General features: G+C 47.8%; 12 protein-coding genes. 4 read left to right on the forward strand and 8 right to left on the reverse strand.

What is annotated here, in order from left to right; all coding sequences use genetic code 11:
* The first annotated feature begins 255 nt into the window (after positions 1-255).
* Positions 256-1,668, forward strand: coding sequence for an AIR synthase-related protein (locus tag MsAg5_RS06125; RefSeq protein ID WP_338099738.1), 1,413 nt, complete (start codon positions 256-258; stop codon positions 1,666-1,668).
* Between the two features lie 346 nt (positions 1,669-2,014).
* Here the strand turns inward: MsAg5_RS06125 and MsAg5_RS06130 are convergent, their stop codons facing one another.
* The gene (locus MsAg5_RS06130; protein ID WP_338099739.1) at positions 2,015-2,431 is read right to left on the reverse strand and encodes a nucleoside 2-deoxyribosyltransferase; all 417 of its coding nucleotides are present in this window, start codon (positions 2,429-2,431) and stop codon (positions 2,015-2,017) included.
* A gap of 782 nt (positions 2,432-3,213) precedes the next feature.
* On the opposite strand from MsAg5_RS06130, the gene argC reads away from it, so the two are divergent.
* The 3 genes from argC (at position 3,214) to MsAg5_RS06145 (ending at position 7,235) form a co-directional block, all read left to right on the forward strand.
* Positions 3,214-4,248: an N-acetyl-gamma-glutamyl-phosphate reductase gene (argC, locus tag MsAg5_RS06135; protein WP_338099740.1), complete on the forward strand. Its 1,035-nt coding sequence runs from the start codon at positions 3,214-3,216 to the stop codon at positions 4,246-4,248.
* 150 nt (positions 4,249-4,398) lie between these two features.
* On the forward strand, positions 4,399-5,607 hold the full coding sequence (gene argJ, locus MsAg5_RS06140) for a bifunctional ornithine acetyltransferase/N-acetylglutamate synthase (RefSeq protein WP_338099777.1): 1,209 nt from the start codon (positions 4,399-4,401) through the stop codon (positions 5,605-5,607).
* Positions 5,608-5,684: 77 nt separating this feature from the next.
* The gene (locus MsAg5_RS06145) at positions 5,685-7,235 is read left to right on the forward strand and encodes an SIR2 family protein (protein ID WP_338099741.1); all 1,551 of its coding nucleotides are present in this window, start codon (positions 5,685-5,687) and stop codon (positions 7,233-7,235) included.
* Between the two features lie 196 nt (positions 7,236-7,431).
* Here MsAg5_RS06145 and MsAg5_RS06150 read toward each other — a convergent pair whose 3' ends face one another.
* The 7 genes from MsAg5_RS06150 to MsAg5_RS06180 form a co-directional block, all read right to left on the reverse strand.
* Positions 7,432-8,337: a sensor histidine kinase gene (locus MsAg5_RS06150; RefSeq protein WP_338099742.1), complete on the reverse strand. Its 906-nt coding sequence runs from the start codon at positions 8,335-8,337 to the stop codon at positions 7,432-7,434.
* Positions 8,338-8,566: 229 nt separating this feature from the next.
* Positions 8,567-8,869 (reverse strand): hypothetical protein, encoded by a 303-nt coding sequence (locus MsAg5_RS06155; RefSeq protein WP_338099743.1) that lies wholly within the window; start codon positions 8,867-8,869, stop codon positions 8,567-8,569.
* Positions 8,866-9,141, reverse strand: coding sequence for a hypothetical protein (locus MsAg5_RS06160; RefSeq protein WP_338099744.1), 276 nt, complete (start codon positions 9,139-9,141; stop codon positions 8,866-8,868). Before MsAg5_RS06160 ends, MsAg5_RS06155 begins: the two co-directional genes overlap by 4 nt.
* Before the next feature lie 149 nt (positions 9,142-9,290).
* The gene (locus MsAg5_RS06165) at positions 9,291-11,054 is read right to left on the reverse strand and encodes a hypothetical protein (protein ID WP_338099745.1); all 1,764 of its coding nucleotides are present in this window, start codon (positions 11,052-11,054) and stop codon (positions 9,291-9,293) included.
* Entirely contained in the window at positions 11,055-12,434 is a 1,380-nt protein-coding gene (locus MsAg5_RS06170) for a Coenzyme F420 hydrogenase/dehydrogenase, beta subunit C-terminal domain (RefSeq protein ID WP_338099746.1), read from the reverse strand.
* Complete coding sequence (locus MsAg5_RS06175; protein ID WP_476738669.1) at positions 12,434-12,919, reverse strand: hydrogenase iron-sulfur subunit; 486 nt, start codon at positions 12,917-12,919, stop codon at positions 12,434-12,436. The genes MsAg5_RS06170 and MsAg5_RS06175 overlap by 1 nt, the downstream gene beginning before the upstream one ends.
* Positions 12,919-15,966: an FAD-dependent oxidoreductase gene (locus MsAg5_RS06180; RefSeq protein WP_338099747.1), complete on the reverse strand. Its 3,048-nt coding sequence runs from the start codon at positions 15,964-15,966 to the stop codon at positions 12,919-12,921. Before MsAg5_RS06180 ends, MsAg5_RS06175 begins: the two co-directional genes overlap by 1 nt.
* Between the last annotated feature and the right edge of the window lies 1 nt (position 15,967).

Consider the following 15,967-nt stretch of genomic DNA (forward strand, 5'->3'; position numbering starts at 1 on the left):
GACGAAACAAATCCTAATAGACGTACAGAGTATATAAAGGTTTTGGAAACAAATCCGATGAAACTAAAGAAGACAATAAGGAAACCGGACTTGTTTTAAGATGAAATAAATACAGATTTACAGGTTAACATTGAACATTAAATTTCGGATAGCCGAACAATAAAATAATAAAGCAAAAGCGGGTAGAAATAAAGAAAAAACTGAGAAATAGATATAAAAGGAAAATTTAGAACGATCAAAATCAGAGACAATATTATGGACTTAGAAGGCTACGCAAAGCAATTTATAATAAATAACGACCCGGGCGCCGGAGAAAAACTTCAAAAAAGAATCACTGAAATTAAAAACATAACAGACGCGGACGCCAAAAAGATTGCGGACGCGGTGTTGGAAGAAGTGAGTCTGACATTGGATTTGACCGGCGACGTTTTTTCATTTCAAAAATCCGGCGTCACCGTCGGCAATTTCGGCGTCGGCTCGCGCGGAACCGGCGATTTTTATGTACACAGCAAGATCGGCGACGTCATCGGAAAGACGGGCGCTGTTCTCGATGCTTCCAATTTAGATGATTCCGGCGTCGTTTCCGTGCCGTCCGATTTGACCGATTCTTTCGATTTGACCGGTTCTTCCGGACATTCTGATTTGTCCGGCGACAACTCTTTTTTGATTTTGACCGTCGACGGCATGCATTCCCGTTTGAGTTCATATCCGTTTTTGGCCGGCTTTCACGTTGCCCGAGCCGCCCTTCGAGACATTTACGTCATGGGCGCAAAACCGCTGGCAATGTTGTCCGACATCCACGTCGCCGACGACGGCGACGTTTCCATGATTTTCGATCATTTGGCCGGCATTTCCGCCGTCTCTGAACTTTCCGGAATTCCGCTCGTGACCGGCAGCACGCTTCGGATCGGCGGCGACATGGTGATTGGGGACCGGATGACAGGATGCGTTGGCGCGGCGGCCGTTTCCGGCGCCGCGACGTTGACCGCCCGCAAACAAGCCGTTCCGGGGGATTTGATTTTGATGAGCCGGGGCGCCGGCGGCGGAACGATTACGACGGCCGCCATTTATTCGGGCTACGTTGACGCGGAAGCCGTGGTTGAACGGACGCTCAACGTTGATTTCCTGACAGCTTGCCAAGCGATTTTGGATGACGGGTTGAACCGACGGATTCATGTGATGACGGACGTCACAAATGGCGGCATCCGCGGGGACGCGCACGAAATTTCCAAAGAAGCGAATGTTCGCCTCGTCTTTGAGGATGATAAACTGAAACAGTGTGTGGATCCGGTTGTTTCAAAAATGTTGGACGCGCTGTCGATTGATTTCCGCGGCGTTTCGATTGACTCTTTGCTTGTGATTTGTCCGCCGGATGTTGCGAAATTGGTGATGAAAGCCGTTCAAAAGATCGGCAGTGAGATTTTTGTTGTCGGGCGGGTGGAAGAAAAACTTCAAGGAAAGCCGGGCGCCGTTTTGATTCGGAATGGGGAGGAAATGGATTTTAAGCCACTTTTCCGGGAAGCACCGTATACGCCGCTTAAAAAAGCGATTGGTGAACAGACGCCGCCTGACTTTGAAGAAATGAGATTGAAAGTGGATGAGGCGGCAGCGGCATCGATTTTGAAGAAAGAGAGAATTGTGAAGCGGATTCGAGAAAACGGACAGTAATTTTTCTTTTTTACTTTTTTAAAGCCGCCGATTCTTTTTTTGAGATGCGGGGCGGCGCGTTCTTCAAGTCCGTTGGCGGTTTTATTTTTGCACCATGCGAAAATAAGATGCAGTTTTCGGCAGCAGTTGATACATTTGAAGCAAAGCAAATCCTGTATTGTTGGTTACTGTTGTTACATTTGGAGCAAAGCAAATCCTGTATTGTTAGTTACTGTTGTTACATTCGGAACAATCCAAACCATTCTCCCCGCAAGTTATTCAGGACGCTCTGCGTCCTGAATAAACTTGGCGGATTTACCTAAAATGAGATACAGGAACTAATATTCAGAAATTGGTACTTATAGTATCAGACATACTTTTCCAAAACAGCCCGCAGTTCTTCCACGCTCGAAACAAAAGCTTCCAGCGTTTCTTGAATCATCAAATTGACTTTTTCGTTCGGCGTATGAATCCGGAAATCGGTGCGCATGCCGATGATCGGAATACCGGCCGCAAATGCGTAGCCGAGTTCCCAAGCCGTGCCGCTGTCAACGTCCGGACCGTCCAAAACCGCAACCACCAAATCGGATGTGTCCAGACCGGCAAAGCAGCTCGCAAAAATCCCGGATTGGTTTTGGTTGTGGCGCTCAACATCGTTGTCTTCCGCGTCTTCTTGCGGGAAAAAAACGGAAAAACCCATGTCTATGAACATCGAATTGAGTTTTTGATTAAATTCGCGTTCGGCTTGTGAAAAAAGCGGGCCCGCTAAGTAAATTTTGACCATTTGAAAACCTCGGATTTGATTTTGAATAAAAATAAAATGAAAATAAAATAAATTAAACTGAATTCGTTCTTTTGGATTTAACAGTTCCTATTTCAAACTGTGACTTTCAAATTTCAGTCTGCATCTACAGTTTCTATTTTTAGATTGCAATTTTGCACCTACAGGAGACTATTTTAGAATATCAGTTTTGCACCTACTGTTTCTGTTTTAAGATTAGAGTTTGCATCTACAGTTTCTGTTTTTAGATTTCAATTTTGCACCTACGGGTGACTGTTTTAGGATTTCAGTTTTGCATCTACTGTTTCTGTATCGAGATTGCAGTTTGCATTTACTGATTCTGTTTTAAGATTAGAGTTTGCATCTACAGTTTCTGTTTTAGAGTTGCGGGTTGCACCTTCCGTTTTCTATTTCCAATTGCATCTTACTGTAAGTGGTATCCGCAAAATACAGACGCCAAAGGCGTCTGATTTTGCGGGGTGGTTTGCTTGATAAATTGAAAGAGAAACAAATTCCGAAATGGAGCGTAGGAATTTTTGTTGTTCATTTAAAACTGCCGATTCTAAGAATAAAAATAACAAATTTGTTAAAATGTATGTGATTTTTATTTCAAAGTTGTCAAAAAAAGTCCTTCGATTTTTGATTTTAAGGACATGTTTTATATATTCAATATTTCTTTTTTCACTTTTATTAACAAAATATTGACATGAAATAAAAATAACGGGTTCATTCAGGAAAAAGAAATTCCGTTGAAAAAATTGAGAAAAAGGAAGGAAATAAAAATTATGATTAAAGCAGGAATTATCGGCGCGTCCGGATATGCCGGCGAAGAACTGTTGCGGCTGCTGGCCACGCATCCGTCGGTTGAAGTTGTCGCCGCTACCTCCCGGAATTTAGCGGGAAAAAAGATTGCGTCGGTTCATCCCAATTTGTCCGGATTCTATGACAAACTGATGTTCGAAAACTTGAGCAACGATGACATTAAAACGCTTTGCGATGTGATTTTTTTGGCCGTTCCGCACGGCGCGTCTATGGACATCGTTCCCGAACTGCTTGACAAAAGCAACTGCAAGATCGTGGATTTGAGCGCCGACTACCGCCTCAATGTCGCCGATTTTGAAAAGATCTACGGGCAGCCCCACAAAGATCCGCGGGAAGCCGTCTACGCAATTCCGGAAGTTCACGACGTGGCATTGGAACTCAAAAATTCTAAAAATCCGCGCCTGATCGCCAATCCCGGCTGTTTCCCGACGGGTGCAACGCTTGCAGCAGCGCCGCTCGCGAAACTCGGCGTTCTCGACAACGTGATCTTTGATTCGAAATCCGGCATCACCGGCGCCGGCAACACGCCGACGCAAACGTCCCACTTCCCGAATTTGACAGAAAACATCATCCCGTACAAATTAACATCACACCGCCACCTCGCGGAAATGAAGCAGGAGATCTCACGCCTGCAGCCGGGATTTTCAAATGTGTGCTTTACACCGCACGTTATTCCCGCAGCACGCGGCATTATGACGACAGCGCACGTGTTTACGACCAAAAAATACACGACGGCCGAAGTGAAAGAAATTTACGCGAAATATTATGAAAACAAACCGTTCGTCCAACTGGTTGACGGCGTCCCGTCTCTCTTAAACATCCGCGGATCCAACTTCTGTCACATCGGCATCGAAGCGGAAGCCGCCAACAACAGAATTGTGGTCACGTCCGCCATCGACAATCTGGTGAAAGGCGCCTCCGGACAAGCGATTCAAAACATGAACATCATGTTCGGACTCAAGGAAACGGAAGGACTCTGGTTCCCGGGATTGCCGTAATTGAAAAGATAACAGAACAGATGATCAAAATAACAAATTCAAAATAACAAATTAAAAGTTAGAAATTAAGATTCAAATTAATTCAAAATAATAAGATTCAAATTTAAAATAATAAAATTTAAAATTCAAAATATAAGAGGAAAACAAATGATTCAACAAATTGAAGGCGGAATTACCGCCGTTTCCGGGGTTTCCGCCTTTGGTTTAAAGGACGGTAAAAAAGGTCTCGCGATCATTTTGGCTGAAGGACCCGCCGCCGGCGTTTTTACACGCAACAAAGTGATTGCGGCGCCGCTCATTGTCACCAAAGACAAACTCGGCATCAACGGCGGCTATTTATCGGCCGTCATCGCCAACAGCGGAAACGCCAACGCGTATACCGGCGAACAAGGTCTCAAAGACGCGAAAGAAATGACGCGCCTGCTCGCTGAAAAGATCAAAGTCGACGACAAATTCATCGCGGTCGCCTCAACCGGCGTCATCGGCCGCAAAATGGACATGCCTTGGATAACATCCCACATCGACCCGGTCCTGTCATCGGTTTCCGACGAAGAAGAAGGCAGCATCGGCGCGATGCGCGCGATTATGACGACCGACCTCGTCCCGAAAGTTTACGCCTGTGAAGTCAAAACCGACGCCGGAACCTACCGCGTCGCCGGCATTGCCAAAGGCTCGGGCATGATTGAGCCGAACATGGGAACGATGCTCGGATTCGTTTACACCGACGCCGCCGTTGCGTCCGGACAACTTCAAAAATGTTTAACGGCCGCGGTCAACAAGAGCTTTAACATGATTGTCGTCGACGGCGACACGAGCACCAACGACATGTGTCTGCTCACCGCCACCGGAAAAACCGGCGTCAAAATCATTGACGCGGCTGCCGTGGACAGTTTCCAAAAAGCGTTGGATCACGTTTTGATCGAGCTCGCGAAAATGATTGCCAAAGACGGCGAAGGCGCGACCAAATTGGTCGAATCGACCGTGATCGGCGCCAAAACCCAAAACGACGCGAACTTGGCCGCCAAATCCATCGTCCGCTCGCCTTTGGTCAAAACTGCAATTTTCGGCAACGACCCGAACTGGGGACGCATCGTCGCCGCCGCCGGCTATTCCGGCGCCGATTTCGACCAAACGAAAATCACGCTGTCCATATCGAACGGAACAAAAACAGCCGACCTCGTGAAAAACGGCGAAATCATCGAAAAAGACCCGGCCGTTCTCGACGAACTCAAAAAGATCATGTCCGCCAAAACCATTTTCATTAAAATTGATTTGGGCGCCGGATCCGAAACCGCGACCGCGTGGGGCTGCGACTTGACGTACGATTACGTGAAAATCAACGCGGATTACACGACTTAAAAACAAATGAATAAAATCGAATTAGATAGAATTAACAAAATAAAAAAATTCGACAAGTATATTTAGAATCAAAAGAATTGCAAAAAATCATCAAAGGTTTTAATACAATTCCTTTTTTATTTATCGGCTCCGGACTAACACGGCGATATTGTAACCTTCCGGATTGGAAAACATTGCTGGAGATTTTTGCAAATAGAATCAACGATGATGAATTTGCCTATGTTAGTTATGAAAACAAAGCAAAAATAAACAATCCAAATTCAGGATTCCCGGAAATTGTTGATTTAATTGAAAAAGATTTCAATGAAAAATGGTACTCAACTTCTTCTTTTCGCCAATTGGACGATGAATACTTGGAATATGTCCGGGACGGAGCGTCTCCATTCAAAGCTGAAGTCGCCGCGTATGTTAAGAAGAATTCAATAATTCGTCCGGAATGCGAAAATGAAATCAGAAAATTAAGTCAAATTTCAAAGAAAAGTATATCCGGCCTCATCACAACAAATTTTGATTGTTTTTTAGAAAACATAACAGATGGTTACAAAACTTACATCGGTCAAGAAGAACTCATATTTTCACCGATTCAAGGTATCGCCGAGATTTACAAAATACATGGATGCGTCAACAATCCTAAAAGCATCATCATGAATCAAAGCGATTACAATGATTTTGAAAGAAAAAGTTTGTACTTGGCTGCAAAACTGATGACCATATTTATGGAGTATCCAATCATTTTCATCGGATATTCCATGTCAGACCCAAATATTCAGAGAATACTGGAATCAATTATCAATTGTCTTTCAGCTGAAAATCTGAAAAAATTAAAAAACCGATTCATATTCATAGATTATGATGAAAGTTTTCAAGATGTTGAAATAAGTCCGTATACATTTCATTTTGATGTCAAAGCCATCGAAATGACAAAAATAAAAATGAGCCGTTTCGAATTACTTTATGATGCGCTTTCAACAAAAAAATCAGCATTGCCTGCAAAAGTATTACGTTTATTTAAACAAGAATTTTACGATTACACCTTAACGAATATGCCGACTTCAAATTTAAGAGTCGGGTCTATTGACGACACACGTATTGAAGATGAGCATTTAATCGTAGCCATTGGAAAAGCATCTGAAATCGGGTTAATCGGATTAAAGGGGATCAGTGGAGATGATTGGTATGAAGATATCGTCATGGAAAATTTGAATTTTACAGCCGATGACTTGCTTGAATATGCTTATCCAAATTTGATTAAAAATGCAAGTATTTTGCCGTTAAATAAATATCTTTCAATCTGTGAGGGAACTTATCCAAGTTATACCGACGCCAAGATGAATGATTTTGAATCGATCATTAATAGTTCATACAAAAAAAGAAGACATACAATCGCAATTTCTGATCGAAGCGTATTGGGAATTTGGAAACAAAATGATTCATTGGAAAAGAAAACAAGATTAATCGCCCATTTATATGAAGAAGAAATTGACGTTGATGATTTGGAAAGAATTCTTAAAGAAATATTTCAGATGAATCCGGATTTCTTTATAAATGTAAAAGCACCGGAAAAAACGAATGTCAGAAGACTGATTCGAATATATGATTATTTAAAATTCGGAAAAAAGGAACTTTAATGAAAGCAGAATATAAAAGACCACCTTAATAAGCCCCTTCAAATCTTAAACACAATATCAAATAAAGCGCTAATCAGATTAACACCCAATGACAAGTGCTTATTAACAAAACATAAGCCAAACTTGTATAAATAAATGTAACATCATGAAAAATCAAAAATCAAAATTAAAATAAAAATTGAAAAAAAGGAGAGAATCAATTCTTCTCTTCCGGCACTTGCACCGGCAAATCAATGTAAAAAGTCGTTCCTTCTTTTTTGCTGCTCGTAAACCCGACTTGGCCGCCGAGATATTGCTCGCCCAGAAGCTGAACGCTGTAACTGCCGAGGCCGCGGTTGTCGCCTTTGGTGGAAAACTGTTTCTTAAAAATATGCGGTTTGAACTCTTCCGGAATTTCGGAATCGTTGTGCACCCAAAAGCGGATAAAATCCATCGGATAACAGTCGCCGGCCATGTGAGCGGCGTCCTTGCAGTCGCTGCCGTTGCCGCGTCCTTTCCGGTGGCCGTTGTTTTTCGGATGGCGCAGTTCGGAACCGATGACGACCATACCGCCGGAATCGGTGGCTTCGAGCGCGTTTTTCATCAAATTAATCAAAATGCGGGACAAAAGAACTTTATCCGTTTGAACCGGAACCGATTGCGAATCCGGAGAAATTTCAATCACTTTGCCCTTGGAAACATCGTGATTTTCGAATTTCATCGCCGCCGATTTGAGAACATCAACCGTGTTGACGTCGCTTCTGAGGACTTTTAAATCGCCGTTTTCAGCCAGCGTAATCTGGCGGTAAGACTGAATCTCTTCAATGAGAGAATTACATAACTCAAGCGAGCTTGAAACGTATTTTTGAATTTTGGCCGGATCCGAATTTTCAGACATCAATTCCAAAAAGCCATGAAGACCGCCAACCGAATTCAAAAGGTCGTGAAGAAAAATGCGCTCGTGACTGCTTTTGATTTTGTCGTCGGAATCATAAATAGACGGACCTGCCGGTGAAGACGGAGAACTCAAAACATGTTCAGACGTTGAGCACAGAGGCACCGAATCCGATAAACCCGGACCGGATTTGGCCTTCAATGTTTCCGATTTGTTATCTGCAGTCATAAAACACACATCGTCAAATAGAAATGATATTTAATAAGAATCTGGCATTATATAATACATTTGTCGAATTAGATTATAACAGAAATATGCAATAGAAGAATTTAATAAAAATATATCGATGAATTAAAAGTGCGGCTCACCCAAAAATATCGAAAGTATAACCAGAGACGAGAAGACGTATTGAACAAAATCAAAAGAATTCACGCCGTCTGATTCGAATCAATTGAGCTCAGATGCGGTTCTTACAGTACGGACAGCGTCGGCCGGTCGCAGACCATGCGCCGCTGAAATTATCCAAATCGATCAAAGCCGGAACATAGATTTTGCATTTTTGACAATAATCCACGCCGCCGCAAGTGATACATTGATCCGACGTTTTTCTCAAAGACCCGATAGAGTAGGCATTATACAAAATCAAGTGCGGAGACGAACCGCAGCGATGACAATTTTGATCCGCTATGCTGTAATAACGCGTCAGTTGGCTGCCGCTGATCATTTCCCGATCATAGACTCTTTCATGAACATATTTCACAACCAATTTCCCGCACGATGTGCAGACACCCTTTGACGGCGAATGAAATTCTTGTTTGCATAAAACGCAAACGCAATCCTTGACATCATGTTCTTCATCACGTTTCCGACCGCATATTTCACAAACGCATCCATGCCATTTGTGACCGGAATTTTGAGTTTGTTCACAAATTTCGCATTTGCATCCGTTCCATTTGTGATCCTTGTATCGGACATATCCGCACCGTTCACACGTGCAGCCATTCCATTTACAACCCAAAAGATAACAAACAATGCTCATCAAGTTCCTCCCGACACATTCCGTTTATGCGATCGTTTACTATTTTTGAATAAAAAGGAAAGAAAAACAAAAAGCAAAATGAAAAATGAAGAAAACAAAAAGCAAAATGAAGAAAACAAAATAAAAAATAAAGAAAAAAAGATTATTGGGGAATGTTGCATTCCTTAACAACAATCTTTTCATCCGGCTTGGTCGGCGAGCGTTTCACCGTCACGTCAACCACCGGCGCTTTGGCGTAAACTTGTTTGCTCCAGGAAATAATGTATCCGTCCGCCATCGGGGACACTTTATATTCGGAAGTTTTCAGTTTTTCACCGCAGTTGCACATCACGTCGGCTGTGAATCCTTTGAGCAATTTCAATCTTTTCACTTCGCAGCGGCTGATTTCAAAGAAGTCTTCGTCCGCGATGTTGTTCCACAGGAACGGATTCATCAAATAGACGTGTTTCAAGTTGACCTCGTCGGAAACCTGCGCGGCTTTGGCGGACGACGACGACACGAAGGACGCCGGCGCGTCGGGATTGCCCAAATCCGCGTTTGTCGCCACGTTCGGCAATTTGTCGGAGATTTTTGAAACCGCCGGTTTGCTCTTTTTCTCGAGCGGCTGAATTTTGAATTCGTCATCGGTTGCGCCGAGCATTTCCAAAGATTTTGCGTGCGCTTCGTCAAACGTCATCGGTTTTCCGCCGAGAGCGGCCAGCAGATCGGACAAAGCGTTAAATCCGGTGAGCAATGTTTCGCCTGCGTCCGTGGACAAATTGATCAAACGGCCTTCCGAGTTCATGACCGAACCTTTTTTCTTGTAGAACGGTTCGGACGCAATCACAACATTCGCATCGTTGCAAGCGGATGTGTAGCGCGACGACTGAACAATCAAAGCGTCCAAGTTTTCAAGCGTCTCCTTGACGTGGTCGTTCAAGCAGATGTCGATCAAATCGGATTCCAAACAGTACAGCACTTTGATGCTGCCGTCGTCGATTCCCGCCAAGATGTCGTCAAACGATTTTTGTTTGGTGTGTTTGGACAAATAACCAGCGCCGGTTGAATTCATGAACGGGCGCAGGAAAAGCATGTTGCCTGATTCCGGTCCCTTGCCGGCCGATAACTCGACGATTTCCGCCAAGCGTTTGGCGTGCGTGTACGGCGTCAAGTCGGAAATGACCAGCGTGTCGGCGTCCGGTTTGAAATCGACGTCGTAAAGGCTCATTTCCGGCGTCAGCAAGACGTTTTTGTCGGCGATCGGGAATTCTTTGAGACCGAACGAAATGATTTCAGCGCCTTTGCTTTTGGCGCGAATCAAACGGCGGACCAAGAGCGGATACGACACATACGGGTCAACCAAGAGGTAAATTTTCTTGGCTTGGGCGACATCGTCATAGGTGACGCCGCGGCCCGTGTACGCGTGAAGTTTGCCGATGGATTTGAAAAGGCCGGTCATGCCGGTATTGACCGGAACGCCCAGCTTTTTGCCGACTTCCATGAACATCAAATGTTCTTCATTGGCGGCATTGCCGATCGACAAAAGACAAACGTTTTCCGGTTTGGCTTTCTTGAGAATCTCAGCCGCTTTGGAAACGGCGGTTTTTGTGTCCGCCTCGTCGCCGTCAATCATGGTTTGAGCCGGACAGAAGTTCTTCGCCAGCTGAACGCCGAAGCGGCAGAGCTTTCCTTCGTTGACCGGTGACGCTTTTCGGTAATCAATGTGAAGCAGCGGTGCGCCGCAAGCGGTTCCGGTCGGAACGTCGGTCATGATTTCGCGCATGTAAACGCCGCAGCCGAAACCGCAGCCTGAACAAACGGTGGAATAAACGTTTTCTTTAAAGACGACGTCGCAGACTTTCGTCCCGTCCGTGTTTCCCGTACCGGTGCCGCACGGACCTGTGTTGTTATTGTTATTGGCTGCCATTTACTGCACCTCCTCGAGTTTGATTTCAAAGAAAGGCGGCGTCCGGTCGTCCATTCCGGTTGTGTATTGGAGTTCGTCCTGAATCGGGTTGGCAAACTTGCGGTAGAGGCGCGCGAGCGGAATGTCCGCCGGACACACGTCCGAGCATTGGCCGCAGCCGACGCAGGAATCCATCAAGTGCAGGAACCGGATCATGTGGAAAAGCGAAATGTCGTAGCTGTCCGATAATTTGTCAAAGGACGTACATTTGGCTTCGGGACCGCAAGCGCAGGGCGGGCAAACGGTTTTACAGGCGCCGCAGTGAATGCAGTTGACAAGCTCCTTTTGGAAAGCCGCCAACTTGTCGCCGTCGATCGGCGCAAACACTTTTTCTTTGGTTTTGGCCGACATTTTCAGCATGATGTTGTTGGTTTTGCCGCGCGCTTCCGACGCTTGTTCGCTGGCCGCTTTGACTTCGGCGTAGCCGTTGTCGACTGCGTTTCTCAAGAACTGAGCGCCTCTTTCAGTATTGACTTCGACGAACGTTCCCTTGCCGGATAAATCTCCGAGAACGCCCCAGTTACCGCAGGCCAAATCAGCGTTGGTCGCGATTTTCACAATACAGTAGCGGCAGTTTTCACGGCGGCCGTTGTCCTCGATTTCCATTTCGTCAATGGATTGAGAGTGGTGGGCGCCGTCCTTGGTTTCCATAATCAGCTGTCCCTTTTCGATTTCTTCGCCGCAGACGTCGTCCGGATTGAGTTGGTAAACTTCTTCCACGACCCGGCGGATCTTGTACGGCGGAATGGTGCCGCCGCAGTTGAGACCGATGGTGAAAACTTTGTCCAGATTGATCATATTCCGCTTAGCTTGTTCACGGATGCCGCGCATATCGCACGGTTTGACGGCAATCGCAATGTTGGCGTCATTCTCAAAGTGGCGCAGGTATTTGGTCGGGTTGGAAATCAGCATGTGCATGGAACCGGCCGATTCGTAAATGTCTTGAACGTTGGACGTCAGAACCGGAACCGCTTCAAACTGGTTGGATTTTTTCAACACGACGGTGTTCGCCACAAGTCCTTTTTCAAGCGCAGCCGCGAGAACGGCCGTCACGAGACCGCCGGAGCCGCCGCGTTTACGGACGTCGGCGTCGGCCGACCAGCCGATGTATTTGCCGCCGACTTGGATGTCGGACCCTTTGAGAGCGTCGCCTGCAACGGAAACGGCGGGCGGTTTGGGGGCGCCTTCCGGCGGTTTTCCGCCGGGTGCCGCGCCGGCCGGTGGTGCGCCTGCGGGAGCGGTTCCTGCAGGAGCTGCGCCGGTGGGTGCTGCGGGTGCTGCTGCCGGTGCGCCTGTTGCGGCTGCCGGTGCTTTCTTTTCAATATTTTCCGGGGCGGTCATCAGATCACCCCTTCGCGGCGGAGCGGGCTGGGGCCCAGCGCTTTGACCTTTTCCACCATTTCGCGGACAAATTCCGCAAACTGCTGTCCTTCCGATGCGGAAATCCACCGGAGCATCAATCTGTCGTCTTCAATTCCCATTTCATTCAACATCGATTTGATAAATTTGTATTTCACAAGCGTTTTGTCGTTGCCGTTGACGTAGTGGCAGTCGCCGATGTGGCAGCCCGTGATCAAAACGGCGTCAGCGCCTTCCAAAAAGGCGGTGTAAATGTGAACGGCGTCCACACGGCTGGAACACATCACACGGACCACACGGATGTTGGGCGGCTGCTGGAATCTTGCAATTCCGGCGCCGTCGGCTCCGGCGTAAGAACACCAGTTGCAGCAAAACATCACGATTTTCGGTTCAAAGTCCGTATTCGTTGCCGGGCAGTGGGAAACTCCGGACTGAGTATTGTCCTGCATGTCGGTTTTTGCGTCCATTAGTTCACCTCCTCCTCAAAGTAGAACACACTCTTGATCTGAGACAGCAATTGCTTATTCTCAAAGTGTCCCTGTTCAATCGCGGCCGTCGGGCACGCCATCGTACAGCAGCCGCAGCCTTTGCACGCCGCCGGATTAATGACGGAGCGGACCGCCTTAAAGGATAGGCCTTTCTTGGTCACGATTTGTTCTTCCATCGTAATCGCATGGTACGGGCAAACATCTTTACAAGCGCCGCAGCCGACGCAGACATCCAAGTTCACGCGGGACACTTCCGCCGGAGACTCCAAGAAATCGCGGGACAGAATCGTGCAGGCGCGGGATGCCGCCGCTTGGGCTTGAGAGATGGTTTCTTCGCACAATTTGGGCGACTGGGCAAGACCGCAGACGAAAACTCCGTCCGTTCCGAAATCGACCGGGCGCAGCTTCGGGTGAACTTCGAGGAAGAAGCCGTTTTTGTCCAGCGGCACCTTCATCATCGGCGCCACCTCGTGGTTGCCTTCTTCTGCAACGGTGGCCGCGCTGATAATCACACAGTCGGCCGGCAATTCAAAGTCCAGCCGGGTGGTGAGGTCGTGGAGTTTCACGACGTTGCCGTCGACGACCGGCGGCTGGTTTTCGTCGTACATCAGGAAGTGAATGCCCATTTCGCGGGCCTTCGTGTAATATTCTTCGTACATGCCGTACGTGCGGATGTCACGGTACAGGATATAAATTTCAGCGTCAGCATGCTGTTCCTTATATTGGATCGCATTTTTGACGGAGTTGGTACAGCAAATTCTCGAACAGTAGGGGCGCTCGCTGTTGCGGCTGCCGGCGCACTGGATGAAAATCAAATCTTTCCAGCTGCCTTCCTTGTTGTCGATCATTTCCTTAAATTCAAGCTGCGTCTTGACGATCGGGTTTTGTTTGTAGCCGAACAAGCCGTCTTGCCGGAGTTCATGGCCGCCGGTGGCGATCACAATCACACCGAAATCCAGTTCGGAAACAGCGGCTTTACTGCCGTCGTCCGTGACGATTTTGCCGTGGAAATTGCCGACCGAACCGCTCACGTCTTCCATCACGGAATTGTAATGAATGTGGATTCTCGGGTTGGTGGTGGCCGCTTTGACCATCGGTTCCAAAATCGAGGCGTAGCTTTGAAGCGGGCGGATGTTGCCGCCGAGCTTGTCGGTCTTTTCAATCAAATCGACTTCGTAACCGTTGGCCGCGAGTTCGTTGGCCACGGTCAGACCGGCGACGCCGCCGCCGAGAACGACCGCGTTGTGCACAAGCGACAGCTGTTGGCTGTAAAGCGGGGTGTAGAACCGGACTTTTCCGGCCGCCTGGCGCACCAAATCTTTGGCTTTAGCGGTTGCTTTTTCCGGGTTGTCGTGGTGGATCCAAGAGCAGTGTTCGCGGATGTTGGCGAATTCAAAGAGCCACGGGTTCATGCCGGCTTCCTGACAGGTTTGCTGGAAGAGCGGCTCGTGGGTTCTCGGCGTACAGGCCGCCACGATGAAACGGTTGAGGTTGTAATCGCGAATCATTTCCAAAATGCGGCCTTGGGTGTCGTCGGCGCAGGAATACATTTCTTCTTTGGCGATGATGACGTCGGGCAAAGTGGACGCGTATTCCACGACGGCCGGCACGTCGACGACGCTGCCGATGTTGGTGCCGCAGCGGCAGACGATGACGCCGATGCGGGCGTCGCCCGACACCGGAGTTTCCGGCGCGATTTCAACGACGGCTTCCAGGGATTTGCGGGCGCTGTTGAGAAGCGCGCCGGCTTTGGACGCCGCGCCGCTGGCTTGCGCCACGGATTCCGGAATATCTTTGGGACCTTGAGCGACACCGGCAGTGAAAATGCCGTTCTTGGAGGTTTCGGTCGGGGATTCGACTTCGGTTTTGACAAAACCATATTTGTCGAGTTCGACACCGAGGGTCTTTGCGAGTTCTTTGGTGGAGTCGGGGGCGTTGAGTCCGACGGACAAGACGATTAAATCAAAGTCTTCTTTGGCCACCGCGCCGTCGTCGCCTTCGTATCTCAAATAAAGCGTGCCGTCGTCGCGCACATCGACGCCGGACGGGCGGGAGTTGATGAAACGAACGCCGTTTTCATCCCGGGCGCGCAGCGCGAATTCTTCGTAACCTTTGCCGAAAGTTCGGAGGTCGATGTTGAAAATCGCCACGTCGACTTCGGGGTGGTGGTCTTTGATCAAACGGGATTGTTTGACCGCATAGGTGCAGCAGACGGATGAGCAGTACGCTTTGTTGATTTCCGGGTTTCTGGAACCGATGCATTGGATGAACGCGATCTTTTTCGGGAGTTCGCCTTTGGACGTTTGAATGTGTCCGCCGAACGGTCCGGAGGCGTTGGTGTAGCGCTCAAATTGAAGCGCGGTCACGACGTCAGGGTGGTCGAAGCGGTAGGCTTCAAGCAGTTTCGGATCAAAGGCTTTGAATCCGGTCGCCATGATGACGGCGCCGACGTGGATGTCAACGACTTGATCTTTCAGTTCATAGTCAACAGCGTCGCGCTGGCACACTTTTTTACAGTTGCCGCATTTGCCTTTTTGAAGCATGATACAGTTTTCCGCGTCGATGGTGACGATTTTCGGAATCGCCTGGGTGAACTGGAAGTAAATGGCTTTTCTCTTAGACAGGCCTTCTTCGAATTCGTCGTCGACTTTTTTCGGGCATTTTGCAATACAATCGCCGCAGCCGACGCATTTGTCGGGGTCGATGTAGCGGCTCTTTTTGTTCACGGACACCGTGAAGTTGCCGACGTCGCCGGACAGGCCGACCACTTCGGCATATGTCATGAGTTCAATGTTTGGGTGGCGGCTGGCTTCCACGAGTTTCGGGGACAGAATACAAGCGGAGCAGTCCAATGTCGGGAACGTTTTGTCTAACTGAGCCATGATGCCGCCGATGGACGGTTTGGATTCAATCAGATAAACCTTGTAGCCGCTGTTGGCCAGGTCGAGCGCGGATTGAACACCCGCAATACCGCCGCCGATCACGGCAACGGCGCCGACCGCGGAGGTTGTTGTGTTGGCTGCCATA

Source organism: Methanolapillus africanus, from assembly GCF_032714475.1.
Taxonomy (GTDB): domain Archaea; phylum Halobacteriota; class Methanosarcinia; order Methanosarcinales; family Methanosarcinaceae; genus Methanolapillus; species Methanolapillus africanus.

Bases quoted from the DNA above. Each gene is read 5' to 3' on its own strand.
- MsAg5_RS06125 (WP_338099738.1), top strand. From the start codon at position 256: ATGGACTTAGAAGGCTACGCAAAGCAATTTATAATAAATAACGACCCG.
- MsAg5_RS06130 (WP_338099739.1), bottom strand. From the start codon at position 2,431: ATGGTCAAAATTTACTTAGCGGGCCCGCTTTTTTCACAAGCCGAACGC.
- argC (WP_338099740.1), top strand. From the start codon at position 3,214: ATGATTAAAGCAGGAATTATCGGCGCGTCCGGATATGCCGGCGAAGAA.
- MsAg5_RS06150 (WP_338099742.1), bottom strand. From the start codon at position 8,337: ATGACTGCAGATAACAAATCGGAAACATTGAAGGCCAAATCCGGTCCG.
- MsAg5_RS06165 (WP_338099745.1), bottom strand. From the start codon at position 11,054: ATGGCAGCCAATAACAATAACAACACAGGTCCGTGCGGCACCGGTACG.
- MsAg5_RS06170 (WP_338099746.1), bottom strand. From the start codon at position 12,434: ATGACCGCCCCGGAAAATATTGAAAAGAAAGCACCGGCAGCCGCAACA.
- MsAg5_RS06175 (WP_476738669.1), bottom strand. From the start codon at position 12,919: ATGGACGCAAAAACCGACATGCAGGACAATACTCAGTCCGGAGTTTCC.
- MsAg5_RS06180 (WP_338099747.1), bottom strand. From the start codon at position 15,966: ATGGCAGCCAACACAACAACCTCCGCGGTCGGCGCCGTTGCCGTGATC.